A 20127-nucleotide genomic window follows, 5' to 3' on the forward strand; every position below is an offset into this window, starting at 1 on the left:
GATAAATCCCCTCGCCACAAGAGCCCCCTGCCTATTCAGGACTTACTGCTTGCCCAACGCAAAGTTGGGCAAGTCGCCCACCGGTTGATTGAACTGGTAGGGAATCGACACCAGCCCCAACCCGGTATTGCGCTGCACCACGAAATGCAGGTGCGGACCTGAACTGTTGCCGGTATTGCCCGACAGCGCCAGCGGCGTTCCCACCATCACCCGGTGCCCTTCCCGCACGCTCACCGAGCCTTTTTGCAGGTGCAGGTACACGCCCATGGTCCCGTCATCGTGCAGCACCCGCACGAAGTTGCCCGACGGGTCGGTGCCACGGCCGGTCTGGTGATTTTCCGTCTTGACCACCACGCCGCCGCGCGCCGCGATGATCGGCGTGCCCTCGGGCATGGCGATGTCCATGGCATAACGGTTTTTGGGGCCATAGTGGCTGTATTGACCGTTGGCCCCCTGGCTCAGCCGAAACGGACCGCCACGCCACGGCAGCGGGTATCGATAGGCCTGCGCCGTGCCTGCAGGGTCGCCCAGGGAGTATTCGAACCGCGGGGTATACACCAAAGGCTTTCCGGGGCGCGTGGCCGTGAGCAGCGCCAGACGCAGGTTACTGCGCGCCGGCAGCACCCGCCGGATCGGCCGGCTCGGCGCCCCGCTGACGTTGCGTAGCCCGGCAAAACTCAATTCGATCTCCACCGGCGCGTACAAGTCGTTGCGCACGAACACCGCGTCCGCGCCCTTCTGTTTCTTGATATCGAGAAACACCTGGCGCTCGAGACGTTCGACCATGCGATCACGGAACACGAACACCTGCGCGCCCTTGCTGGGGCGATCGCTGTAGGACACCACGCCATTGGCATCGGTGGATTTGTAGATCGTCATGGCCACGGCCGAGGTGGAGGCCAGGACAAGACCACAGGCAAACAGCAGGGGCAAAAACATGGGCAAAAATTCTGTCGAAATGAAGGCCTGTACAGCAGCCTAGCAGCTGGATGGACCAGCGTAGTCGACGGATGTTTCAAAATGGGTTGGCCGATAGGGCGCTATTGTCGCTGGTGACCCCATCGCGAGCAGGCTCGCTCCCACACTGGATCTGCTGTGGACACAAATTTTGTGAACAACAGAGATCACTGTGGGAGCGAGCCTGCTCGCGATGACTGACTGAAGGGCGCCGCCGAATCAGGCGCCAGGTACGAAGTGCTTCTGCGCTGTACCGCGGGCAATCAGGCGGGAGATGTAGTCAAGCTTCTGTGGGTCTTTATCGACAAAACGGAAGGTCAGTTGCAGCCATTCGCTGTCGGGGGTCTGCTCGTGAGCAACGATGGCGTGCAAGTAACCGTTGAGGCGAGCGGTTTCGGCGTTGTCGCCCTGCTCCATGTCCAGCACGGCGCTTTCCAGCACCTGTGGCAGGGTGTCGGTGCGTTTGACCAGCAGCAGCGCTTCCTTGAGGCTCAGGGCCTTGATCACGCATTGCTGGGTGCCGCTGGAGAGGCGCAACTGGCCCTGACCACGGTTGGCGCCAGCCGGGGCGGTGGAGGCTGAAGGCGCTTTGACCGGCGGGCTATTGAGCATGCCGCGGGCTGGAGCAGCAACAGCGGCAGGCGCGGCAGCTGCAACGACAGCAGGCTTGGCAAACGGATTGAACGCCGGAGCCGCCGCCGCAACCGGAGCCGCCTTGCCGCCGGTAAGCGCGCTGAGCGAATCATTGCCGAACGCCGAGTTCATCTTGGTCGGAGCGCTGTTCATCAGGGTGTCGAGCTTGCCAACCTTGTGCAGGGCCTGCTTGACCTTGGTCAGCAGTTGCTCGTTAGTGAACGGCTTGCTGACGTAGCCGGAAACGCCGGCCTGGATCGCCTGGACCACGTTTTCCTTGTCGCCGCGGCTGGTGACCATCACAAACGGCATGCCCTTGAGATTGTCCTGCTGGCGGCACCAGGTCAGCAGCTCCAGGCCCGACATTTCCGGCATTTCCCAATCGCACAGCACCAGGTCGAACGCCTCACGGGCCAGCAGGGATTGGGCTTTCTTACCGTTCACCGCATCTTCGATGCGGATGCCCGGGAAGTAGTTGCGCAGGCACTTCTTCACCAGGTCACGAATGAACGAAGCGTCGTCCACGACCAACACACTGACCTTACTCATCCAGATACACCTCTAAAAAATCCCGGCAAGCATACCGCTTTTACTGATGGCATATTGCCAAAAAACCTTCAGTCACGCCGGGACTCTTCGTTCGCGGGGTGCTGCTTTCGATTAAAAAAGCCGCAAAAAAAAGCCCGACCAGAAGGCCGGGCGCTTTTCTTGGGCAATCTTACTTATCGTCAGTTTCGCCCGGAACATTAGCGGTTTCGGACGAGGTGCCCTCCACTTCGGCCTTCATGCGCTTGAGCCCCAAGTGCCGCACGTCGGTGCCGCGCACCAGGTAGATCACAAGTTCCGAGATGTTGCGCGCATGATCGCCGATACGCTCCAAAGAACGCAGCACCCAGATGATGCTCAGCACCCGGGAGATGGAGCGCGGGTCTTCCATCATGTAGGTCGCCAGCTCACGCAGCGCGGTCTTGTATTCGCGGTCGATGATCTTGTCGTACTGGGCCACCGACAGTGCCAGGTCGGCGTCGAAACGGGCGAAGGCATCCAGTGCGTCGCGCACCATGTTGCGCACCTGGTCGCCAATGTGACGAACTTCGACGTAACCGCGCGGCGCCTCGCCTTCTTCGCACAGCTGAATGGCGCGACGGGCGATCTTGGTGCTTTCGTCGCCGATTCGTTCCAGATCGATCACCGACTTGGAGATGCTGATGATCAGGCGAAGGTCGGAAGCGGCCGGTTGACGACGGGCCAGGATGCGCAGGCACTCTTCGTCGATGTTGCGCTCCATCTGGTTGATCTGGTCGTCGATCTCGCGCACTTGCTGGGCCAGGCCGGAGTCGGCCTCGATCAGCGCGGTCACCGCGTCGTTGACCTGCTTTTCCACCAGCCCGCCCATGGCCAGCAGGTGACTGCGCACCTCCTCGAGCTCGGCATTGAACTGTGCGGAAATGTGGTGAGTAAGGCCTTCCTTCGAAATCATCTTGTGCGCTCCGCGAAAGTTGCAAGCTTCAAGCTGCAAGCTTCAAGCAGTTGAATGTTGATCCTGATACCGCACCGCTTCTGTATCGCCGCGTCAAACGTGCGGCTTGCAGCGGCCTCGACTAGCCATAACGACCGGTGATGTAGTCTTCGGTCTGCTTCTTGGCCGGGTTGGTAAACAGGGTGTCGGTGTCGCCGAATTCCACCAGTTTGCCCATGTACATGAAGGCGGTGTAGTCGGAAACCCGCGCCGCCTGTTGCATGTTGTGGGTCACGATGACGATGGTGAATTTGGATTTGAGCTCGTAGATCAGCTCTTCGACTTTCAGGGTCGAGATCGGGTCCAGGGCCGAGCAAGGTTCGTCGAGCAACAAGACTTCCGGCTCAACGGCGATGGTACGGGCAATCACCAGACGTTGCTGTTGACCACCGGACAGGCCCAGTGCCGATTCGTGCAGACGATCCTTGACCTCGTCCCACAGCGCCGCGCCCTTGAGCGCCCATTCCACGGCTTCGTCAAGAATGCGCTTTTTGTTGATGCCCTGGATGCGCAGGCCGTAGACCACGTTCTCGTAGATGGTTTTGGGGAACGGGTTAGGCTTCTGGAACACCATGCCCACACGACGACGCAGCTCGGCCACATCTTCGCCCTTGCGGTAGATGTCGTTGCCGTAGAGGTTGATTTCGCCCTCGACGCGGCAGCCGTCCACCAGGTCGTTCATACGGTTGAACGTGCGCAGCAAGGTTGACTTGCCGCAGCCCGACGGGCCGATGAACGCGGTGACGCGCTGTTTCGGAATGTTCAGGCTGACGTCGTACAGCGCCTGCTTCTGACCGTAGAACAGGTTCAGGCCGGGCACTTCGATGGCGACGGTTTCCTGAGCTAGGTCCAGGCTCTGCTTGTCGCGGCCCAGGGCCGACATGTTGATGCCGCGTGCTTGTGTCTCGTGTTGCATGGGAGGCTCCCTGTGCTAACAAATTCGGTTCGGTTGTCTGGGAGCGAGCCTGCTCGCGATTCAGGCAACTCGGTTTGGCTTTAAAACCGAGGTGATGCCATCGCGAGCAGGCTCGCTCCCACAAAAGATCAGTGTGAAATCAGCTATCGAGTGCTTTGTACTTCTCGCGCAGGTGGTTACGGATCCACACCGCCGACAGGTTGAGCGTGGCAATCACCAGCACCAGCAACAGCGCCGTGGCGTATACCAGCGGTCGCGCCGCTTCGACGTTCGGGCTCTGGAAGCCTACGTCATAGATGTGAAAGCCCAGGTGCATGATCTTCTGGTCCAGGTGCAAGTACGGGTAGTTGCCGTCCAGCGGCAGCGACGGGGCCAGTTTCACCACACCTACCAGCATCAATGGCGCCACTTCACCCGCGGCGCGAGCCACTGCGAGGATCATGCCGGTCATCATCGCCGGGCTCGCCATGGGCAGCACGATTTTCCACAATGTCTCAGCCTTGGTCGCGCCCAGGGCCAGGGAGCCTTCGCGCACAGTACGCGGGATACGCGCCAGGCCTTCTTCCGTGGCGACGATCACCACCGGCACCGCCAGCAGCGCCAGGGTCAGGGACGCCCAGAGCAGGCCCGGGGTACCGAATGTCGGTGCCGGCAGGGCTTCGGGGAAGAACAACCGGTCAACCGAACCACCTAACACATAAACGAAGAAGCCCAGGCCGAACACACCGTAGACGATGGCCGGTACGCCCGCCAGGTTGTTCACCGCGATGCGGATCAGGCGGGTCATCGGTCCCTGGCGAGCGTATTCGCGCAGGTACACCGCTGCCAGCACACCGAATGGCGTCACCACCATCGCCATGATCAGGGTCATCATGACGGTGCCGAAAATCGCCGGGAAGATCCCGCCTTCGGTGTTGGCTTCACGAGGATCGTCGCTGAGGAATTCCCAGACCTTGCTGAAATAGAAACCGATCTTGGTGAAAGTCCCCATGCCGTTCGGCTGGTAGGCATGCACCACTTTGCCGATCTCGATTTCCAGTTCTTTGCCATTGGCATCGCGGGCGGTCAGGCTGTCGCGGTTGAACTGCGAATGCAGGTCGCCCAGACGCGCTTCGATGTCTTTGTAGCGGGCATCGAGCTCGGCGCGGTCAGCGTCCAGGTCCGCTTGTGCAGCAGCGTCCAGCTTGCCTTCCAGCTCCAGCTTGCGGCCTTTGAGACGAATGCGCTCAAGCCCTGCGTTGATTGCGCCGATGTCGGATTTTTCCAGGGTCTTGAGCTCAGCCGCGAGTTTGTTGACCCGGGCCACGCGAGCTTGCAGTTCCGGCCAGGCCGCTTCGCCTTCGGCGATGACCTTGCCGTTCTCTTTGACGTTGACCAGGTAGCCGTAGAAATTACCCCACTCACGACGCTCGATGGCCATCAGCTCCGGCGGCGTGGTCTGGTTGGTCAGCCAGTCACCGACGATCCAGGTGAAATCCGTGCCGTTGAGGTCCCGGTTGCCGACCTTGATCAACTCGCGGGTCATGAACTCGGGGCCTTCGTCCGGCACCGGCAGGCCAGCGCTTTTCAGACGCTCGCGGGGCACTGATTCCTTCTGCACCACTTCGCCTACAACCAGATGCGCGGGCATGCCCGGCACGTTGTAGCTGGCGTGGATCAGGTCCGCCGGCCAGAAATGGCCCAGACCGCGCACGGCAATCACTGCCAGCAGGCCAATGGTCATGATGACCGCGATGGACACCGCACCACCGCTGATCCAGACGCCGGGGGCGCCGCTCTTGAACCATCCTTTCAGGGAGTTCTGTTTCACAGACTTCTACCTTTCTTAAAGCGACGAATATTTCTTGCGCAGACGCTGACGGATCAGCTCGGCGAGGGTGTTCATGATGAAGGTGAACAGCAGCAGCACCAGTGCCGACAGGAACAGCACGCGGTAATGGCTGCCGCCGACTTCCGACTCAGGCATTTCCACCGCCACGTTGGCCGCCAGGGTGCGCAGACCTTCGAACAGGTTCATTTCCATGACCGGCGTGTTACCGGTGGCCATCAGCACGATCATGGTTTCACCGACCGCACGGCCCATGCCGATCATCAGCGCCGAGAAGATGCCGGGGCTGGCGGTGAGAATCACCACGCGGGTCATGGTCTGCCACGGCGTGGCACCGAGGGCCAGCGAGCCCAGGGTCAGGCCACGCGGCACACTGAACACGGCGTCTTCAGCGATGGAGTAGATGTTCGGGATGACCGCGAAACCCATCGCCAGGCCGACTACCAGGGCGTTGCGCTGGTCGTAGGTGATGCCCAGGTCATGGGAGATCCACATGCGCATGTCGCCACCGAAGAACCAGGCTTCCATGTACGGGCTCATGTACAGCGAGAGCCAGCCCACGAACAGGATCACCGGGATCAGCATCGCGCTTTCCCAGCCCTCTGGCACCTTCAGGCGCACGGACTCAGGCAAGCGGCTGAAGACGAAACCGGCCACCAGGATGCCAACGGGCAACAACATCAGCAGGCTGAAGATACCTGGCAGGTGCCCTTCGACGTAGGGCGCCAGGAACAGGCCGGCGAAGAAACCGAGGATCACCGTCGGCATCGCTTCCATCAGTTCGATCACCGGCTTGACCTTGCGGCGCATGCCCGGGGCCATGAAGTACGCGGTGTAGATCGCGGCAGCAATCGCCAGCGGCGCAGCCAGCAGCATCGCGTAGAACGCCGCTTTCAGGGTGCCGAAGGTCAGCGGCGAAAGGCTCATCTTGGGTTCGAAATCGGTGTTGGCTGCGGTCGATTGCCAGACGTATTTAGGCTCGTCGTAGTTTTCGTACCAGACCTTGCCCCACAACGCGCTCCACGAGACTTCCGGGTGCGGGTTATCCAGCAGCAACGGTTGCAACTTGCCGCCTTGCTCCACGATCAGACGGTTGGCCCGAGGTGACATGCCGAACAGGCCCTGGCCGTCGACCACCTGGTCCACCAGCAAGGTGCGGTGAGCGGTACTGTGGAACACGCCGAGTTTGCCGGAAGCGTCCAAGGCCACGAAACCTTTACGCCGTTCCTCGGCGGTGATCTCAACGATCGGCGCAGTGCCCATCTGGAACGTACGAATCTGTTTCAGGCGTTGCTCACCGTCCGCATCGCGGGCCATGAACCACTGAGCCAGGCCACCTGTGGAGTCACCAATGATCAGGGAAATCCCGCCTACCAATTGGGTGCTGGCGGTGACCTGGGCGTCGCCGTTCTCAAGCAGCTTGTAGCGACCGTTGAGGCTCTTTTCCCGCAGGCTGAACACATCGGCCTGGGCACGCCCGTTGACCACATACAGCCATTGCTGACGCGGGTCGACGAAGATGTTTTTGACCGGCTCGGTCATCTGCGGCAGATCGATACGCGTCTGCTCGCTGGTGACTTCACCGGTCATCATGTTTTCTTCGCTGGTGATCGACAGCACCTGCAGTTGCGCGCCCGTGGAACCGGCGAGCAACAGGGTCGAATCAGTGGCGTTGAGCGATACGTGCTCCAGCGGCGCGCCCTGCTCGTTGAGCACAATCGGCGTTTCGCCGTACGGGTACTCGATGGCCGGCGAAATGGTTTTCTTGCCGTCCGGATAGCTGACTTTATAGGTATGACGCACCACCAGTGCCTGGCCGTTGGACAGACCGATCACCACCAGCGGGCTGCCGGGTTGGTCTTCGCCGATGGAGGTCACGCTGGCACCCGCCGGCACCGGCAGGTCGACACGACGCAGCTCTGCTCCGGTATCGATGTCGAAGAACAGCGCCTGACCCTTGTCGGAGATCCGCATCGCCACCTGGTTCTGCTCTTCGATGGCGATCATCAGCGGTTTGCCGGCGTCCTGCATCCAGGCAGGAGTAATCGAGTCCTTGGAGGTCAGGTCCGCGCCCTGGAACAGCGGGAGGACCACATACGCCAGGAAGAAGAAAATCAGGGTAATGGCCGCCAGCACGGCGAGCCCGCCGACCAGAACGTACCAGCGGGTCAGGCGATCCTTGAGCGCGCGGATACGGCGCTTGCGTTGCAGTTCAGGCGTATTGAAGTCAATGCGCTTGGGAGGGGAAGTCGTAGTCATTGTGGAATTGGCCAGATCATTCATGCGCACACCCTAGCGATCCTGTATGACAGAAAGATGACAATGCAGTGACGCAACAAATCCGCCGCCCGTGAATACCGGCAGCGGACAGAAATTGGGGTGTGGGGGGCTTGCTCGGGATGGGGTCATCACATTCAAACCTCAATGTTGACTGACCTACCGCTATCGCGAGCTAGCTCGCCCCCACAAAAGCCCGGGTGTGGCCCGGGCTCAGGTGTTACTTCTTGGCGACGTTGCCGCCTTCGGACAGACCCAGGTCAGCCAGGGCCTTGGCGGCAACCTTGGCTGGCAGCGGGATGTAGCCGTCCTTGACCACAACTTCCTGACCTTGCTTGGACAGAACCAGCTTCAGGAACTCAGCTTCCAGCGGGGCCAGAGGCTTGTTCGGAGCCTTGTTGATGTAAACGTAGAGGAAACGCGACAGTGGGTACTTGCCGTTCAGGGTGTTTTCTTCGGTGTCTTCGATGAACTCGCCGCCTTCTTTCTTGGCAAGAGCAACGGTTTTCACGCTGGCGGTCTTGTAGCCGATGCCCGAGTAGCCAACACCGTTGAGCGAGCTGCTGATGGACTGTACAACCGACGCCGAACCAGGCTGCTCATTGACGTTGGACTTGTAGTCGCCTTTGCACAGGGCTTCTTCTTTGAAGTAGCCGTAGGTGCCGGATACCGAGTTACGACCGAACAGCTGGATTGGCTTGTTGGCCAGGTCACCGGTCACGCCCAGGTCACCCCAGGTCTTGACGTCAGCCTTGGCGCCGCACAGGCGAGTCGACGAGAAAATTGCATCGACCTGAGCCATGGTCAGGCCTTTGATCGGGTTGTCCTTGTGTACGAACACCGCCAGGGCGTCCACGGCCACTGGAACAGCAGTAGGCTTGTAACCGTATTTGGTTTCGAAGGCCTGCAGCTCGTTGTCCTTCATCTTGCGGCTCATCGGGCCCAGGTTGGAGGTGCCTTCAGTCAGAGCAGGTGGCGCAGTGGAAGAACCGGCGGCCTGAATCTGGATATTTACGTTCGGGTATTCTTTCTTGTAGTTCTCGGCCCACAGGGTCATCAGGTTGGCCAGAGTATCGGAGCCGACGCTGGACAGGTTGCCCGACACACCGGTGGTCTTGGTGTAGCTCGGGATGGCTGGGTCGACAGCGGCAACCGCGTGGGCGGTCGCAACGCCAGCGGCGACAAAGGTCATTGCCGTCATCAAACGCTTCAGTTTCATGCCTTACTCCTAGCAGATAGGTGTGTTAAGTCGGCCAAGTATCGGTAAGCCGTGTGAACACTCTATGGCTGAAATATGACAATTGGATGAAAGGCCATTATTGAGATTTAAAAGACGATCGAGCAGGCCCAATCGCGAGCAGGCTTGCTCCCACAGGGGATGTGCGGTGAACGCAGATCCGGTGTGGGAGCGAGCCTGCTCGCGATGAAGTCAATACAGTCAATAACTGCTTAACGACCTTCCTTCCAGAGATACGCCCCCACCGCAATCCCGATACCGCAGATAACCGCCACGTAATAGGCCGGCCCCATCGGGCTTTCCTTGAGCAGCAAAGTGACGATCATCGGAGTCAGGCCGCCGAAGATTGCATAGGCCAGGTTGTAGGAGAACGACAGGCCGCTGAAGCGCACCACGGCCGGAAACGCCTTGACCATGACATAGGGCACCGCGCCGATGGTGCCCACCAGCAGCCCGCTCAGGGCATAGAGCGGAAAGAGCCAGTCGGGGTGGTTGAACAGGCTGTGGTAGAAGGTCCAGGAGGTGATCAACAGCAACGCGCTGCCGAACACGAACACTCGCCCGGCACCGAAGCGGTCGGCCAGCACGCCCGAGCCGATGCAGCCAAAGCTCAGGAATACGATCGCCAGGCTGTTGGCCTGCAACGCGGTGGTCGGGCTGAAGTGATACACCGTTTGCAGCACGGTCGGGGTCATCAGGATGATCACGATGATGCCGGCCGACAGCAGCCAGGTCAGCAACATCGAAAGGGCAATGGCGCCACGATGATCACGCAGCACCGCTCGCAACGGTACTTCCGCAGCCAGGGCCTTGCGCAGTTGCAGCTCGGCGAATATCGGGGTTTCGTGCAGCCAACGGCGCAGGTACACCGAGAACAGGCCGAACACACCCCCCATCAGGAACGGAATCCGCCAGGCGTAATCCGCGACCTCCACCGGCGTATAGATGCTGTTGATGGCCGTGGCCACCAACGAACCCAGCAAAATCCCCACGGTCAGGCCACACGTCAGCGTGCCGCAGGCGTAGCCGATGTGGCGCGCCGGAACGTGCTCGGAAACGAACACCCAGGCTCCCGGCACCTCACCACCAATGGCCGCGCCCTGGATCACGCGCATCAGCAACAGCAGAATCGGCGCCCACATGCCTATCTGGGCATAGGTCGGCAGCAACCCCATGATGAGGGTCGGCACGGCCATCATGAAAATGCTCAAGGTGAACATTTTCTTGCGTCCCAGCAGGTCACCGAAGTGAGCCATGATGATCCCGCCCAGCGGCCGGGCCAGATAACCGGCGGCAAAAATGCCGAACGTCTGCATCAAGCGCAGCCACTCAGGCATTTCGGCGGGGAAGAACAATTTGCCAACCACGGTGGCGAAGAACACGAAAATGATGAAATCGTAGAACTCCAGCGCACCGCCCAAGGCAGAAAGCGACAGGGTCTTGTAATCGTTACGGGTCAACGGACGAGCCGATTGAACGGGTGTCGCCGTGCTCGAAGGCGCAGTGGTCATGGCAAGGGCTTCTCTTATAGTCAGTTCTGCAACCCCGGACAACGGTGGGCAGGCTCGGCACGATAGCAAATTGTTCAAAAAAGCACATAGAGGTGCGTAATTGACAGTCAAAATCGGAACCGGGTGGTCGTCTCGACGTCTATCGCTCGATATACTCGCAACCTTGCAACACTCTGTAAGGGGTTGCTGTGCGAAAACGTCGTTGGTGGCGTAGTAACCTGCCAGCCGGTTTCGCAGAGTTTCCCTTTGGCACGCCTTTACGAAAAACGTGACGAACGCATGTTCGGGCTGAATCGTTTTTTTCAAAGACGGCTATTCACCTGATACATAAGACAGAGTTACGGGTCAGAGGCACCCCCGGCATGATAGAGCTCGAACAGGAAGATCCAATCCCGCAAGGCGACCTGGCCCTGCAAATCACCGCGCTTCCCCGCGAAACCAACGGCTTTGGCGATATTTTCGGCGGCTGGCTGGTTTCCCAGATGGACTTGGCCGGCACGGCCATGGCCAGCAAAGTGGCCGGTGGACGCGTGGCCACCGTGGCGATCGATCGCATGGCGTTTCTGGTGCCGGTGGCCGTGGGTGCCCAGCTGTCTTTTTATACCCAGGCGCTGGAGATCGGCCGCAGTTCGATCCAGATGATGGTCGAGGTCTGGAGTGACGATCCGCTGTCCAGCGAATGGCGCAAGGTCACCGAGGCGGTGTTTGTGTTCGTCGCCATCGATGGCAGTGGCCGTACCCGCTCGGTTCCGCCGCGCGCCCGTTAAACACGGGGGCCGTTTTGCGGTCCATTGCAGTTCATGTTCCTGAGCGAGACTTGCAGTATGCCTACGCCCCATGTCGAAGCCGTCAAACTGGATGAACTGAACGGCTGGCGCATCCGCCACGGTCAGGCCGAGTTGCTGGTGGCCCAGCAAGGCGCGCACATCCTCAGCTATCAGGTCGACGGCCAGCCGCCGCTGATCTGGCTCAACGACCAGGCAACGTTCAAGGCGGGCAAGAGCATCCGTGCCGGGGTGCCGGTGTGCTGGCCGTGGTTCGGCAACCTGACGCGCAACCCCGACAGCGTGCAGGCCATGCGCGTGAGCAACGATCCGGCCACCGCTCACGGCCTGGTGCGGGCCATGGATTGGGAGCTCAAGGGCATCGAAGCCCAGGGCGAGAGCCTGAAAGTGGAATTCGTGCTGCCCTACCCCGAAAACGGCCTCTCGGGCTGGCCCCATCAGGTGGACCTGACGCTGACTATCGTGATGGACGAGCAGTTGCACATCCACCTCACCAGCCATAACCGCGGCAGCGAAACCGTCAGTCTGAGCCAGGCGCTGCACAGTTACTTCGCTGTCAGTGACGTGCGCAACGTGCATGTCGAAGGCGTGGATGGCTTGCGTTATATCGAAACACTGGACGACTGGAATACCGTGACCCAGGCCGGCGACCTGCACTTTGCCGGCGAGACTGATCGCATCTATCTCGATACCCCAGCGAAGCTGAGCATCGTTGACCCGCACTGGGAACGACGCATCGAACTGACCAGCAGCGGTTCACGCTCGGCGGTGATCTGGAACCCCTGGACCGAACGCGCCAAGGCCTTCAGCGACATGGCCGACGATGGCTGGCAGCGCATGCTGTGTATCGAGACGGCGAACGTGATGGACGATGTGGTAACGCTGTTGCCGCAGGCCAGTCATACCCTCGGGGTGAGCATCGGTAGCAAGCCGCTCTAAGCCACACCACAAAACTTTGTGGGAGCGAGCCTGCTCGCGATAGCGGACTGACCGTCAATATCGTTGATGGCTGACCCACCGCTTCGCGAGCAAGCTCGCTCCCACATTGGGATTTGTATCAGGCCAGCCGGCCGTTACAGATCCGCCTCCTGCACCACCCTCACCTTTTCCGCTTCCAGCGCGTACGCCGCACTGGCCAGGTCATTGTCGACCTTTTCGATCTTCAGCGTGCCGGTCACCCAGAGCGGCGTGTAGATGTCGTCCAGCTTCAAACCCTTGGGATAGCGCACCAGCACCAGTTGATTGGGCGGTGGTGGCGGGACGTGAATGCAGGCGCCGGGGTAAGGCACCAGGAAGAACAGCGTGCTGCGGCCCTTGGCGTCGGACTCCAGCGGCACCGGGTAGCCGCCCAGGCGGATATGCCGGTCGTTCATCGACGCCACGGTCTTGCTCGAATACATCACCGCCGGTAAGCCCTTGCTTTGTTTCAAGCCACCTTTTTCGGTGAAGGTGCCGCTGGCTTCGGGGGTGTTGTGGTCAATCTCGGGCATGGCCTCGAGGGCTTTCTGGTCCGACTTGGGCATCAGTTCGAGCCAGTCGGTTTCCGGCAGTTCGGCGGCGTGGGCCAGGCCGCTGCCCAGCAGAAGGAGGGTCAAGACTAAACGGCGCATGAATGGGCTCGGCAATAAGTAGGAAGTGCGACGCCGGGCATTCTAGCCCTCCCTGCGCGCCAACGCAGAGGGGGCTTTGTCACAGAATCAGTTTCTTTTGATCAGACCGTAGATCACCAGCAACACCACCGCGCCCACCAGGGCACCGATGAAACCGGCGCCTTCGCCAGCCTGGTAGATGCCCAGGGCCTGGCCGCCGTAAGTGGCTGCCAACGAACCGCCGATACCGAGCAGGATGGTCATGATCCAGCCCATGCTGTCATCGCCCGGTTTCAGGAAGCGCGCCAGCAGGCCCACGATCAAGCCGATAAAGATGGTTCCAATGATTCCCATGGCATTTCCCTCTGAGGTAAGTAGCTAGACCAAAGCCCGTTCGGGCTTTGGCACCTAGCCATCAGAGAAGTTAGCCGACCAATGGTTCCACCGACACTGAAGACTATTGTTCGGCGATCAGTGTCTCGACCTTGATGATCTGCTGGGCCAGCGTGGCCCGGTCAGCGCAGCGCAGGTTGGCGTGACCGACCTTGCGCCCGGCCTTGAACGCCTTGCCATAGTGATGCAGGTGGCAATCGGCAATCGCCAGGACTTTCTCGCTGTCCGGCACCTTGCCGATGAAGTTGAGCATCGCGCTTTCGCCGACTTTGGCGGTCGAGCCCAGCGGCAGCCCGGCCACCGCCCGCAGGTGGTTTTCAAACTGGCTGCACTCGGCGCCTTCGGTGGTCCAGTGCCCGGAGTTGTGCACGCGCGGGGCGATTTCATTGGCCTTGAGGCCGCCGTCCACTTCAAAGAACTCGAACGCCATCACGCCGACATAGTCCAGTTGCTTGAGCACCCGGCTGGAGTAGTCCTCGGCCAGGGCCTGCAGCGGATGATCGGTGCTGGCGACGGACAGCTTGAGAATGCCGTCCTCGTGGGTGTTGTGCACCAGCGGATAGAAACGGATTTCCCCGTCGCGAGCCCGCACGGCGATCAACGAGACTTCCCCGGTGAACGGTACAAAACCTTCCAGCAGGCAGGCCACGCTGCCCAGCTCGGCGAACGTGCCGGCCACATCCTCAGGATTGCGCAGGACTTTCTGGCCCTTGCCGTCGTAGCCCAGGGTGCGAGTCTTGAGGACGGCCGGCAGGCCGATGGAAGCAACGGCGGCTTCCAGGTCGGCCTGGGATTGGATGTCGGCGAACGCGGGTGTAGGGATGCCCAGGTCCTTGAACATGTTCTTTTCGAACCAGCGGTCGCGGGCGATGCGCAAGGCTTCGGCACTCGGGTAGACCGGGACGAACTGGGACAGGAAGGCAACGGTTTCGGCCGGGACGCTCTCGAACTCGAAGGTCACCAGATCGACTTCATCGGCCAGTTGGCGCAGATGGTCCTGATCACCGTAGTCGGCCCGCAGGTGTTCACCCAGCGCGCTGGCGCAGGCGTCCGGCGCCGGATCGAGGAAAGCGAAGTTCATTCCCAGCGGCGTTCCCGCCAGGGCCAACATGCGACCCAACTGGCCGCCACCGATTACACCGATCTTCATTCGTCAACCACCTCAGGCAATGCGTGGGTCTGGATTGTCCAGGACGCTGTCTGTCTGCTCAGCACGGAATTTTTTCAGCACGGTATGAAATTGTGGGTGCTTGGCGCCCAGGATGCTCGCCGACAGCAGGGCCGCGTTGATCGCACCGGCCTTGCCGATGGCCAGGGTCGCGACCGGAATGCCGGCCGGCATCTGCACGATCGACAGCAGCGAATCGACGCCCGAGAGCATCGACGACTGCACCGGCACGCCCAGCACCGGCAGGTGAGTCTTGGCCGCACACATGCCTGGCAGGTGGGCCGCGCCACCGGCACCGGCGATGATCACCTCGATGCCACGCGCCTCAGCCTCTTCGGCGTACTGGAACAGCAGGTCCGGGGTGCGGTGGGCGGAGACCACTTTCACCTCGTAAGGGATGCCGAGCTTTTCCAGCATATCGGCGGTGTGGCTAAGGGTGGACCAATCGGACTTGGAGCCCATGATCACGCCAACCAGTGCACTCATCGTCGTGCCTCTTCTCTCTGGGCGCCCGCAGGCGCGTCAAAAAACAACAAGCCACGCAGGAAACCGGCGTGGCTTGTTGTACGAATTATGGCCGATCTGGACCGGCCGAAGGCCGCGCAGTATACCTCAATGAAATAGATAAACAGCCCCTGTCGCGACCATCTGTCATTTGTGGTTAAACGGCGGTTTTATTGACTCTCAGGTCAGCGAAAAAGCACCACAATGCCCCTGTGGGAACGGGCTTGCTCGCGATAGCGGACTGACATTTAACATCATCGTTGCCTGACACACCGCTATCGCGAGCAGGCTCGCTCCCACAGAAGATCTTCGTGGTATCAGGTGCCAGTCACGCCTTGCGCCGCGCCGCCCTCGAGCTTGCGCCACAACAAGCGCACGTTGGCCTTGCGCACCAGCGCGCAGCGGTACAGGCGGATTTCCAGGGGCACGTGCCATTGCGCGCCGCCGCAGACCACCAGTTCGCCCCGAGCCAGTTCGGCGCGCACGCTCAGTTGTGGCACCCAGGCGATACCCAGGCCCTCCAGCGCCATGCTTTTGAGGCTGTCGGCCATGGCCGTTTCGTAAACCGTGGTGAAACGCAGGGCCCGCTGGCGCAGCAACTGGTTCACCGAGCGTCCGAGAAATGCACCGGCGCTGTAGGCCAGCAAGGGCACGCTGGCCTCGCCTTCAAGATCGAACAGCGGTTTGCCCTCAGCATCGGCGGCACACACCGGCAGCATTTCGGTCTGGCCCAAGTGCAGCGAGGGGAAAATCTCCGGGTCCATTTGCATGGCCGAATCCGGGTCATAGAAGGCCAGCATCAGATCGCAACCCCCTTCACGCAACGCATGCACGGCGTCGCCAACGTTGGTCGCCACCAGCCGCGTGGCGATGTTCAAGCCTTCGTTGCGCAGTTGTGCGATCCAGCGCGGGAAGAAGCCCAGCGCCAGGGAGTGCGCGGCCGCCACTTGCATCACTTCGCCCTGCCCGCCTTCCAGATGGTGCAGATGACGCAGCACTTCACCCAGTTGCTCGACCACGGTGCGCGCCGTCACCAGGAACAACTGCCCCGCCGCTGTCAGTTCGATCGGTGTGCGAGAGCGGTTGACCAGGGTCAACCCCAGCGCCGCTTCGAGGCTGCGGATGCGTCGGCTGAAGGCCGGTTGCGTCACGAAGCGCCGTTCGGCCGCCTGGGAAAAACTGCGAGTCGCGGCCAGGGCACTGAAGTCCTCGAGCCATTTGCTTTCTAGATTCATCACGTCCTCCCAAGGCACGCACCAAAACAGTCACACGCTCGCCGTACCGTCGGCGTCACACCCGCATTATGCCGAATGTGCATAGGGCAGTGTTTAACAGCATTGGCCCTAATTTTTCTGAAAGCCTAGGATTCACAGCGTTCCGGCTCAGACCGGGTCCTTATCGAGATGATTTCTATCATGTCTTCCGCTGCATCATTCCGCACAGAAAAAGACCTGCTTGGCGTACTTGAAGTACCGGCGCAAGCGTATTACGGCATCCAGACCCTGCGAGCGGTGAACAACTTCCGTCTCTCCGGCGTCCCGATCTCGCATTACCCCAAGCTGGTGGTCGGTCTGGCAATGGTCAAACAGGCCGCCGCTGATGCCAACCGCGAGCTGGGCCAACTCAGCGAAGCCAAGCACGCCGCTATCAGCGAAGCCTGTGCACGACTGATCCGCGGCGATTTCCACGAAGAGTTCGTGGTGGACATGATCCAGGGCGGCGCTGGCACTTCAACCAACATGAATGCCAACGAAGTCATCGCCAACATTGCGTTGGAGGCCATGGGCCACAACAAAGGCGAATACCAGTACCTGCACCCCAACAACGACGTGAACATGGCGCAGTCCACCAACGACGCCTATCCGACCGCGATTCGCCTGGGTCTGCTGTTGGGTCACGACGCGTTGCTGGCCAGCCTCGACAGCCTGATCCAAGCCTTTGCCGCCAAGGGTGAAGAGTTCAGCCACGTCCTGAAAATGGGCCGCACCCAACTGCAGGACGCTGTGCCGATGACCCTCGGCCAGGAATTCCGCGCCTTCGCCACCACCCTGAGCGAAGACCTGGCACGCCTCAAAACCCTGGCGCCTGAACTGCTCACCGAAGTAAACCTGGGCGGCACCGCCATCGGCACCGGCATCAACGCCGATCCGCGCTATCAGGCCCTGGCCGTGCAGCGCCTGGCAACCATCAGCGGCCAGCCGCTGGTACCGGCCGCCGACCTGATCGAAGCCACGTCCGACATGGGTGCCTTCGTACTGTTCTCCGGCATGCTCAAGCGCACCGCGGTCAAGCTGTCGAAGATCTGCAACGACCTGCGCCTGCTGTCCAGCGGTCCTCGCACCGGCATCAACGAGATCAACCTGCCGGCTCGCCAGCCAGGCAGCTCGATCATGCCGGGCAAGGTCAACCCGGTGATCCCCGAAGCGGTCAACCAGGTAGCGTTCCAGATCATCGGCAACGACCTGGCCCTGACCATCGCGGCCGAAGGCGGGCAACTGCAATTGAACGTGATGGAGCCGTTGATCGCCTTCAAGATCTTCGACTCGATCCGCCTGCTGCAACGGGCCATGGACATGCTGCGCGAACACTGCATCGTCGGCATCACCGCCAACGAAGCGCGCTGCCGCGAACTGGTCGAGCACTCGATCGGCCTGGTCACCGCCCTGAACCCGTACATCGGCTATGAAAATGCCACCCGTATCGCCCGTGTTGCGCTGGAAAGCGGCCGCGGCGTACTGGAACTGGTGCGCGAAGAAGGCTTGCTCGACGACGCCATGCTCGACGACATCCTGCGCCCCGAAAACATGATTGCTCCGCGTCTCGTCCCGCTGAAGGCGTGATCGACGCAATGACTGCTCACCAGGTCGAGGGACTAGACACCTCTCACCTTTTGAGGGCTTGGGGATTTATTCCCCAAGCCCTTTTTTTTAACTGATAGCTACAAACGCTTAGAGAACCTGTAGGAGCGAGCCTGCTCGCGATAAACGATGACGCGCTGCCGTTTGAAAAAACCGCGTCGCCAACCATCGCGAGCAGGCTCGCTCCCACAAGAACCTGACCGCGAGGCCAGGTGATTCAAAGGTCCGTTTCGTCGCACGCACCACAATCGTGCAGACGGGCGCCGCACTGGTAGGTATAGTGCCGCCCCTCTTCGCGTGAGCGGTCGTCAGAAACGAGACCCCCAACACATGCGAAAACCGAACTAATAACAAACCCGCAATATGGACCGGGACGAAACATCGCCTCACCTGTCGTGCCGCGCGCCGACCGATGTAACACGATGTTTCCAAATGGCCAGCATTTGCTTAAACAAAAAACAGCGAGGAATACTCATGCTCGAAGTCATCAACGACTTCCTCTCAGGGAAAGTGCTGATCGTGCTCATTGTCGGGCTCGGTAGCTACTTCACGATCCGCTCGCGTTTCGTCCAGTTCCGCCACTTCTTTCACATGTTCGCGGTATTCCGTGACAGCCTCAAAAGCAGCGCCGGCCAGCTCAGTTCCTTCCAGGCCCTGATGCTCAGCCTGGCCGGTCGTGTCGGCGCGGGCAACATCGCCGGTGTCGGCATCGCCGTCACCCTCGGCGGGCCCGGCGCGGTGTTCTGGATGTGGGTGACCGCGCTGGTCGGCATGTCCAGCAGCTTCTTCGAATGTTCCCTCGGCCAGCTCTACAAGCGCTGCGACGCCGAAGGCCAGTTCCGTGGTGGCCCGTCCTATTACATCCAGCACGGCCTGCAGAAGCGCTGGCTGGGCATGATCATGGCGTTCCTGCTGCTGATCACCTTCGGCTTCGCCTTCAACGGCCTGCAAGCCCATGCCGTGACTCACTCGCTGAACAACGCTTTCGGTTTCGACACCACCTACACAGGCATTGGCCTGGCGGTGCTGTTGGGCCTGGTGTTCATCGGTGGGATCAAGCGCATCGCCAAGGTCGCTGACCTGCTGGTGCCGGTCAAAACCCTGGCGTACATCGGCGTCACCCTCTACGTGATCGTGCTGCAGTTCGATCAGGTGCCGGCCATGCTGACCACCATCGTCAAAAGCGCCTTCGGCCTTGACCAGGCCTTTGGCGGCCTGATCGGCAGCGCCATCGTCATGGGCGTCAAGCGTGGCGTGTTCGCCAACGAAGCGGGCCTGGGCAGTGCGCCAAACGTCGCCGCCGTGGCCTCGGTCGAGCACCCGGTGGCTCAGGGTGTGATTCAGGCGTTCAGCGTGTTCCTCGACACCTTTCTGATCTGCACCTGCACCGCGCTGCTGATCCTGCTGTCGGGCTTCTACACCCCGGGCTTCGAAGGTGACGGTATTGCCCTGACCCAGAACTCCCTCGCCGCCGTGGTGGGTGACTGGGGGCGGGTATTCATCTCCGTGGCCCTGTCGCTGTTCGTGTTTACCTCGATCCTCTACAACTACTACCTGGGCGAGAACAACCTGCGCTTCATGGTCGGCGAAAACCGCAAGGTGCTGATCGGCTACCGCACCCTGGTACTGGTGTTGATCTTTTGGGGTGCCATCGAGAACCTCGGCACCGTGTTCGCCTTCGCCGACATCACCATGACCCTGCTGGCGTTCGTGAACCTGATCGCGCTGTTCCTGCTGTTCAAGGTCGGCATGCGCATCCTGCGTGACTACGATGACCAGCGTTCGGCCGGCATCAAGGTTCCGGTTTTCGATTCCAGCAAGTTCCCGGACCTGGATCTGGACCGCAGGGCCTGGACAGCCAACCCTTCGGCACCGGTAGCCGCGCCTGGAAAGGCTCCGGCAGGCGTGGCCGCCGCGCAACGCTGATCGGTAGGCTGTTGGAAAAACCGGGC

General features: G+C 60.8%; 17 protein-coding genes. 4 read left to right on the forward strand and 13 right to left on the reverse strand.

From position 1 onward, the window contains the following. Positions 1 to 42 precede the first annotated feature (42 nt). The 8 genes from PSH91_RS26080 to PSH91_RS26115 all read right to left on the reverse strand — a co-directional run bounded on the left by PSH91_RS26080 (position 43) and on the right by PSH91_RS26115 (position 10878). Complete coding sequence (locus tag PSH91_RS26080) at positions 43 to 939, reverse strand: peptidoglycan DD-metalloendopeptidase family protein (protein WP_305466952.1); 897 nt, start codon at positions 937 to 939, stop codon at positions 43 to 45. A 237-nt stretch (positions 940 to 1176) separates the two neighbouring features. Further along, a complete protein-coding gene (locus PSH91_RS26085) occupies positions 1177 to 2139 on the reverse strand; it encodes a response regulator (protein ID WP_305466953.1) in 963 nt (320 codons plus the stop codon). A 169-nt stretch (positions 2140 to 2308) separates the two neighbouring features. After that, on the reverse strand, positions 2309 to 3070 hold the full coding sequence (phoU, locus tag PSH91_RS26090) for a phosphate signaling complex protein PhoU (protein ID WP_047226725.1): 762 nt from the start codon (positions 3068 to 3070) through the stop codon (positions 2309 to 2311). Positions 3071 to 3191: 121 nt separating this feature from the next. Continuing rightward, a complete protein-coding gene (pstB, locus tag PSH91_RS26095) occupies positions 3192 to 4025 on the reverse strand; it encodes a phosphate ABC transporter ATP-binding protein PstB (protein WP_047226724.1) in 834 nt (277 codons plus the stop codon). Positions 4026 to 4164: 139 nt separating this feature from the next. After that, positions 4165 to 5835 carry a phosphate ABC transporter permease PstA gene (pstA, locus tag PSH91_RS26100; RefSeq protein ID WP_047226723.1) on the reverse strand — a complete coding sequence of 557 codons (1671 nt, stop codon included), beginning with the start codon at positions 5833 to 5835 and terminating at the stop codon, positions 4165 to 4167. A gap of 15 nt (positions 5836 to 5850) precedes the next feature. Then, positions 5851 to 7884, reverse strand: coding sequence for an ABC transporter permease subunit (locus PSH91_RS26105; protein ID WP_172833810.1), 2034 nt, complete (start codon positions 7882 to 7884; stop codon positions 5851 to 5853). Positions 7885 to 8350: 466 nt separating this feature from the next. Continuing rightward, on the reverse strand, positions 8351 to 9349 hold the full coding sequence (locus PSH91_RS26110; protein WP_076383209.1) for a phosphate ABC transporter substrate-binding protein PstS family protein: 999 nt from the start codon (positions 9347 to 9349) through the stop codon (positions 8351 to 8353). Between the two features lie 230 nt (positions 9350 to 9579). Beyond that, entirely contained in the window at positions 9580 to 10878 is a 1299-nt protein-coding gene (locus tag PSH91_RS26115; protein WP_047226720.1) for an MFS transporter, read from the reverse strand. A 362-nt stretch (positions 10879 to 11240) separates the two neighbouring features. Between PSH91_RS26115 and PSH91_RS26120 the strand changes: the two genes are divergently transcribed. Together PSH91_RS26120 and PSH91_RS26125 are read left to right on the forward strand one after the other, a co-directional pair. Continuing rightward, entirely contained in the window at positions 11241 to 11645 is a 405-nt protein-coding gene (locus tag PSH91_RS26120) for an acyl-CoA thioesterase (RefSeq protein WP_003177184.1), read from the forward strand. A 57-nt stretch (positions 11646 to 11702) separates the two neighbouring features. Continuing rightward, positions 11703 to 12602, forward strand: a complete 900-nt coding sequence (locus tag PSH91_RS26125; protein WP_047226719.1) for a D-hexose-6-phosphate mutarotase — start codon at positions 11703 to 11705, stop codon at positions 12600 to 12602. A 134-nt stretch (positions 12603 to 12736) separates the two neighbouring features. Here the strand turns inward: PSH91_RS26125 and PSH91_RS26130 are convergent, their stop codons facing one another. The 5 genes from PSH91_RS26130 to PSH91_RS26150 all read right to left on the reverse strand — a co-directional run bounded on the left by PSH91_RS26130 (position 12737) and on the right by PSH91_RS26150 (position 16552). Further along, positions 12737 to 13273: a DUF3299 domain-containing protein gene (locus PSH91_RS26130; protein ID WP_076383207.1), complete on the reverse strand. Its 537-nt coding sequence runs from the start codon at positions 13271 to 13273 to the stop codon at positions 12737 to 12739. An 87-nt stretch (positions 13274 to 13360) separates the two neighbouring features. Further along, a complete protein-coding gene (locus tag PSH91_RS26135; RefSeq protein ID WP_039593587.1) occupies positions 13361 to 13606 on the reverse strand; it encodes a GlsB/YeaQ/YmgE family stress response membrane protein in 246 nt (81 codons plus the stop codon). A gap of 103 nt (positions 13607 to 13709) precedes the next feature. Next, positions 13710 to 14795 (reverse strand): 5-(carboxyamino)imidazole ribonucleotide synthase, encoded by a 1086-nt coding sequence (locus PSH91_RS26140; RefSeq protein ID WP_305466954.1) that lies wholly within the window; start codon positions 14793 to 14795, stop codon positions 13710 to 13712. Positions 14796 to 14807: 12 nt separating this feature from the next. Further along, positions 14808 to 15299 (reverse strand): 5-(carboxyamino)imidazole ribonucleotide mutase, encoded by a 492-nt coding sequence (gene purE, locus PSH91_RS26145; protein WP_003196369.1) that lies wholly within the window; start codon positions 15297 to 15299, stop codon positions 14808 to 14810. Between the two features lie 335 nt (positions 15300 to 15634). Further along, positions 15635 to 16552, reverse strand: a complete 918-nt coding sequence (locus tag PSH91_RS26150) for a LysR substrate-binding domain-containing protein (protein WP_047226716.1) — start codon at positions 16550 to 16552, stop codon at positions 15635 to 15637. A 180-nt stretch (positions 16553 to 16732) separates the two neighbouring features. On the opposite strand from PSH91_RS26150, the gene aspA reads away from it, so the two are divergent. After that, positions 16733 to 18157 (forward strand): aspartate ammonia-lyase, encoded by a 1425-nt coding sequence (gene aspA, locus PSH91_RS26155; protein ID WP_025216214.1) that lies wholly within the window; start codon positions 16733 to 16735, stop codon positions 18155 to 18157. 492 nt (positions 18158 to 18649) lie between these two features. Then, complete coding sequence (locus PSH91_RS26160) at positions 18650 to 20101, forward strand: sodium:alanine symporter family protein (protein ID WP_305466955.1); 1452 nt, start codon at positions 18650 to 18652, stop codon at positions 20099 to 20101. Positions 20102 to 20127: the final 26 nt, after the last annotated feature.

This window comes from Pseudomonas sp. FP1154, assembly GCF_030687245.1.
Classification (GTDB): domain Bacteria; phylum Pseudomonadota; class Gammaproteobacteria; order Pseudomonadales; family Pseudomonadaceae; genus Aquipseudomonas; species Aquipseudomonas rhizophila.